This window comes from Bradyrhizobium sp. SHOUNA76, from assembly GCF_023006445.1.
GTDB lineage: Bacteria > Pseudomonadota > Alphaproteobacteria > Rhizobiales > Xanthobacteraceae > Bradyrhizobium.
In genome coordinates, this window is the sequence record NZ_JALBHA010000516.1 from 1 (window position 1) to 4,382 (window position 4,382).

5 protein-coding genes and 1 pseudogene are annotated in these 4,382 nt (G+C 65.6%); 5 read left to right on the plus strand and 1 reads right to left on the minus strand.

Features of this window, described 5'->3' with window-relative positions; translation table 11 throughout:
- Positions 1-574: pseudogene (locus MOV74_RS32255) on the minus strand (histidine kinase); the annotation flags it as partial.
- 185 nt (positions 575-759) lie between these two features.
- Between MOV74_RS32255 and MOV74_RS32260 the strand changes: the two are divergent.
- The 5 genes from MOV74_RS32260 to MOV74_RS32280 all read left to right on the plus strand — a co-directional run.
- Complete coding sequence (locus tag MOV74_RS32260) at positions 760-1,530, plus strand: MotA/TolQ/ExbB proton channel family protein (protein WP_246931041.1); 771 nt, start codon at positions 760-762, stop codon at positions 1,528-1,530.
- Positions 1,527-2,213 (plus strand): hypothetical protein, encoded by a 687-nt coding sequence (locus MOV74_RS32265; protein ID WP_246931042.1) that lies wholly within the window; start codon positions 1,527-1,529, stop codon positions 2,211-2,213. The genes MOV74_RS32260 and MOV74_RS32265 overlap by 4 nt, the downstream gene beginning before the upstream one ends.
- The gene (locus tag MOV74_RS32270; RefSeq protein ID WP_246931043.1) at positions 2,206-2,811 is read left to right on the plus strand and encodes a hypothetical protein; all 606 of its coding nucleotides are present in this window, start codon (positions 2,206-2,208) and stop codon (positions 2,809-2,811) included. Before MOV74_RS32265 ends, MOV74_RS32270 begins: the two co-directional genes overlap by 8 nt.
- Before the next feature lie 116 nt (positions 2,812-2,927).
- Complete coding sequence (locus MOV74_RS32275) at positions 2,928-3,668, plus strand: metallophosphoesterase (RefSeq protein WP_246931044.1); 741 nt, start codon at positions 2,928-2,930, stop codon at positions 3,666-3,668.
- Between the two features lie 5 nt (positions 3,669-3,673).
- The coding region (locus tag MOV74_RS32280; RefSeq protein ID WP_246931045.1) for a serine/threonine-protein kinase at positions 3,674-4,382 on the plus strand (709 nt) is incomplete at its 3' end.

A 4,382-nucleotide genomic window follows, 5' to 3' on the forward strand; every position in this document is an offset into this window, starting at 1 on the left:
CGCGCGCCGGTGCCAGCGCATGCGCGATCGCCAGCGACGCCAGCAGTGCGATCGCTGCCGCCATCAATAGCGCGACGTCGAACACGTTGAGGATGTACTCCCAAGCGAGCGAGATGGCGGCCGCGGCATCCGGCGTCGCGACCACGGTGCCGGCAGAATCGGCGCGGGGGCTGACCGGCCGCACCACCTCGGCATGGCTGCCGAGGAAGGTCGGCACGATTGCGGCGAACCAGCGCGGCGGCGTCTTGCCCAGTCCCTCGCTCTGACCGCAGAGCGGCTTCTCGAATGCTGTGGCGGGCTGGAACTCGACGCAGACGCCGGGCGAGATCAGCTTCATCGTCTCCAGGGTGCGCCAGTCCGGAACAGGCAGGAGATGCTCCCGCGCTCTGCTGCTGCGCAACAAAAGCTCACGCCAATACAGCGCCTGAAGCGCCTGCGCCACCCGCTGCGCCGAGGCCGCCGTCGCCCGGTCGACGCTGCGATAGGCGTCGAACGTGGCCCATATGGTTGCCGCGCCGAGACACAGTGCCACGATAAGGAGCAGACGGGCGACGAGCTGAAGCACGAGGCGCATGCGATCATCCCCAACGTTTGATAAGGTCAGCCTAACAACGCCGCCGCGCCTTGCCAATCGCAGGGTGTGGCAGGAATGCAGCTCGGGCAAATTTCCCAAGCCGGATTGGGCATGGGTCTTTGGACCGAGCGCGGCGGCTTTGATCTAATCGGTGGGGATTTGTTGCAAGCCAGGAGCAGTGCGGCATGAGTTCGATGACGATTGGACCGATCGCGCCGTCTGCGACCGACCCATCCGAGCGCAGCGCGCTCCTGTTCTGGATGATCTTCACCGGGCTCTCGATCTTCGCCGTCGTGCTGCTGTGGCGCTTCGGCCTGATCCACCTGATGCTGACCTCGGATCGAACGTACATTTCGAGCATCATCGCGTTGCTCTATGTCGTCACCTGCGGCCACTGCTTCCTGCGCACGCGGGCGATTGCCCGTGAAGGGGCCGCGGCGCGGCGCTGCCGGGCGATGCTATCGGCCACCGGCGGCAGCAAGGCGCTGGAGGCGGGGGCGACCGCGTTGCCGCGCGGCCTGGTACGCGATCACATCGAGAGCCTGGTGACCAAGGCCGCCGCGCAGGATTACCGGCCGGTCGACCAGACGCTGCTGCTGCGGACGCTCGCCGACCGGCTGCGCGGCTCCAACGGGTTCGGCGCCTTCGTCTCGGACACGCTGATGAAGCTTGGGCTGCTCGGTACCATCGTCGGCTTCATCATCATGCTGGCGCCGATCGCGGGGCTGGACGCCGCCGACAAGGTCGCGATGCGCTCCTCGATGGGGCTGATGAGCGACGGCATGGCCGTCGCGATGTACACGACGCTCGCCGGCCTCGTCGGCTCGATCCTGGTCCGCATCCAGTACTACATGCTGGACGCCGCGACCCAGCGGGTGTTCTCGGATGCGGTGGTGCTGACCGAGACCTATGTGACGCCGGTACTTGAGCGCAAAGGCGCCGGAACCTCGTCATGATGGATGATTTCGGTCTCTATCCGCGCGAGGAGCCGTTCGATCCGCTGGGCGTGATGCTGTTCAAGGCGCTCCAGGTGATCGCGTTTCTCTTCTTCCTGGCGCTGCTCGCGGTCTCCCCGGACGCCAAGGAAGGCAAGATCGACTCCAAGGCCGAGTTCATGATCACGCTGGACTGGCCGGACAGTCACCCCGACGATCTCGACCTGTTCGTGCAGGATCCCGTCGGCAACATCGCCTGGTATCGCCACCGCGAGGCCGGCTTCCTCACCCTCGACCGCGACGACCGGGGCGGCGCCAACGACTTCATCGTCGTCGCCGGCAAGAAGATTGCCTCGCCCATCCGCGAGGAAATTGTCACGGTGCGAGGCATCGTGGCCGGCGAGTACACCGTCAATGTCTCGCATTTCGTGGCGACGACGGGCGAACCTGTCACAGCCAATGTGAAGGTGCAGAAGCTCAATCCAACGGCTCAGGTGGTGTTCGACAACAAGTTCACGCTCGACCATACCGGCGACGAAAAGACCGCGGTGCGCTTCCGGCTCGATGCCGAGGGCAAGGTGATCAACGTGGACCAGCGGCCGAAATCGCTGCTGGAGACGTTCCGCAGCAGTTGGCGCAACGGCGCCGATCTCGACCCGAGGACCGGTGTGAGCAGTAACGCTAAGAGGGTGCGCCGTGACTAGCCTGCAAACGGTCATCCTGACGCTGTCAGTCGCCTACGCCGTCATCGGCGCGCTGCTGCTGATCGTGCTGGTCTACGCGCGCCTGCACTGGTCGCTGAAGGCGATCGCCGTGGTCGTGACCAGCGCCTTTTACGTCGTCAGCTTCACCGAAATGCGCGGGCTGCTCGGCTGGGCCAGCGCCGACCGGCTGCCGGCGACCTTCAAGCTGCTGAAGGCCCGCATCGTCGAGCCGCATTCGCTTCAGGGCGATCCCGGCTCGATCTATCTGTGGGTCGAGCAGCTGGATGAGGACAATCGCCCGAGCGGCATCCCGCGGGCCTTCCGCGTGCCCTACGATGACAGGCTCGCCGACAAGACCCATGCCGCGGAGAACGAGATCGCCCTGGGACATCCGCAAGGCGGCCGCGCCGCCGATTTCGGCGGCGGCGATGGCAGTCTCATCGACATGGTCCGCGAATATGTGACGCCCAAGACGATCATGGAGACGACCGGCGGCGACTCCTCGACCGGCGAGTTCATCGCCCCGCCCGCCGGCGCGCAAGGCGCGGTGTTCACCCCGCTGCCGCCGCCCCGGATGCCCCCGAAGGACGAGCAATAGGCTCTTCAGCATCGTGACAGCGGCGCGCTGGTAAACGGCGCGGCGCTGGCGCATGGTTTTGACCTCCCTCAATTTGGCCTTATCGGCTTTCGATAAGACCTGAGGGTGGAGGGTGCGTGCTCCTAGCTGTTTTTTCTGATATCCACGGCAACCGGCAGGCCTTCGAGGCCTGTCTGAAGGTCGCCCGTGCGAAGGGCGCGGAGCGGTTTGTCCTGCTCGGCGATTTCGTCGGTTATGGCGCAGATCCCGAGTGGGTGGTGGATACCGCGATGGAGCTCGTCGCCCAGGGTGCTGTCGCCGTGCGCGGCAATCACGACCAGGCGGTCAATTCCTCGGCAGAGACCATGAACGCCGAGGCGCAAATCGCGATCGAGTGGACCCGCGGCCGGCTCGACACCGCGCAGCGGCGGTTCCTGGCTGACTTGCCGATGCTGGTAGAGGACAGCGGTCGACTCTTTGTGCATTCGGAAGCCTCTCACCCCCAGCGCTGGCACTATGTCCGCTCGACGGTCGACGCCGCCAAGAGCCTGATTGCGACACCCGCCCATGTCACCTTCTGCGGCCATATCCATCGTCCCGCGCTCTATTCGATGTCGGTGACGGCGAAGATGACGAGCTTCGTGCCGAAGACCGACGTCCCAGTGCAGCTGCTGCGCGGACGGCAATGGCTCGCCGTGCTCGGCTCGGTCGGCCAGCCCCGCGACGGCGATCCGTCGGCAGCCTTCGTCTTGTTCGACACCGAATCCTGCCAGATCACCTATTGCCGCGCGCCCTATGACATCGCGACCGCAGCAAGCAGGATCCGCGACAACGGCCTGCCGCACTGGCTTGCCGACCGCCTGTCGCAGGGGCGCTGACGGCTATGCCGAAATCACTGGTCAAATCCGGCGCGGAGATCGACGGTTACACCATCGGAGAATGCGTTCATGCCGGCGGCATGGCGACGCTGTGGACGGTCACCCATCCCGGCATCGACGTGCCCTTGCTGATGAAGATCCCGAGGGTGTCGGAGGGCGAGGATCCCGCCGCGATCGTCTCCTTCGAGATGGAGATGATGATCCTGCCGCGGCTCGCGGGTCCGCACGTCCCGACCTGTTTCGGCACCGGCGATTTCGCGCGTCAGGCCTATGTCGTGATCGAACGCATCGGCGGCACCACGCTCTACAAGAGGCTGCCCGAGCTGCCGCTGCCGTATGACGAGGCGCGGCAACTCGTCGCCAAGATCGCAACCGCGCTTGCCGATCTCCACCGGCAGAATGTGATTCATCACGACATCAAGCCGAGCAGCATCATGTTCCGCGAGAGCGGCGAGGCGGTGCTGATCGACTACGGCCTGTCGCATCACAACCACCTGCCGGATCTTTTGCAGGAGGAGTTCCGCCTGCCTTACGGCACCGCGCCCTACATGGCACCCGAGCGGCTGTCGGGGGTGCGCGACGATCCGCGCAGCGATCTGTTTTCGCTCGGTGTGCTGCTGTATTTCTTCACCACCGGCGAGCGGCCGTTCGGCGAGGGCGAGACGCTGCGTGCGATGCGGCGCCGGCTGTGGCGCGATCCGTACCCGCCGCGCA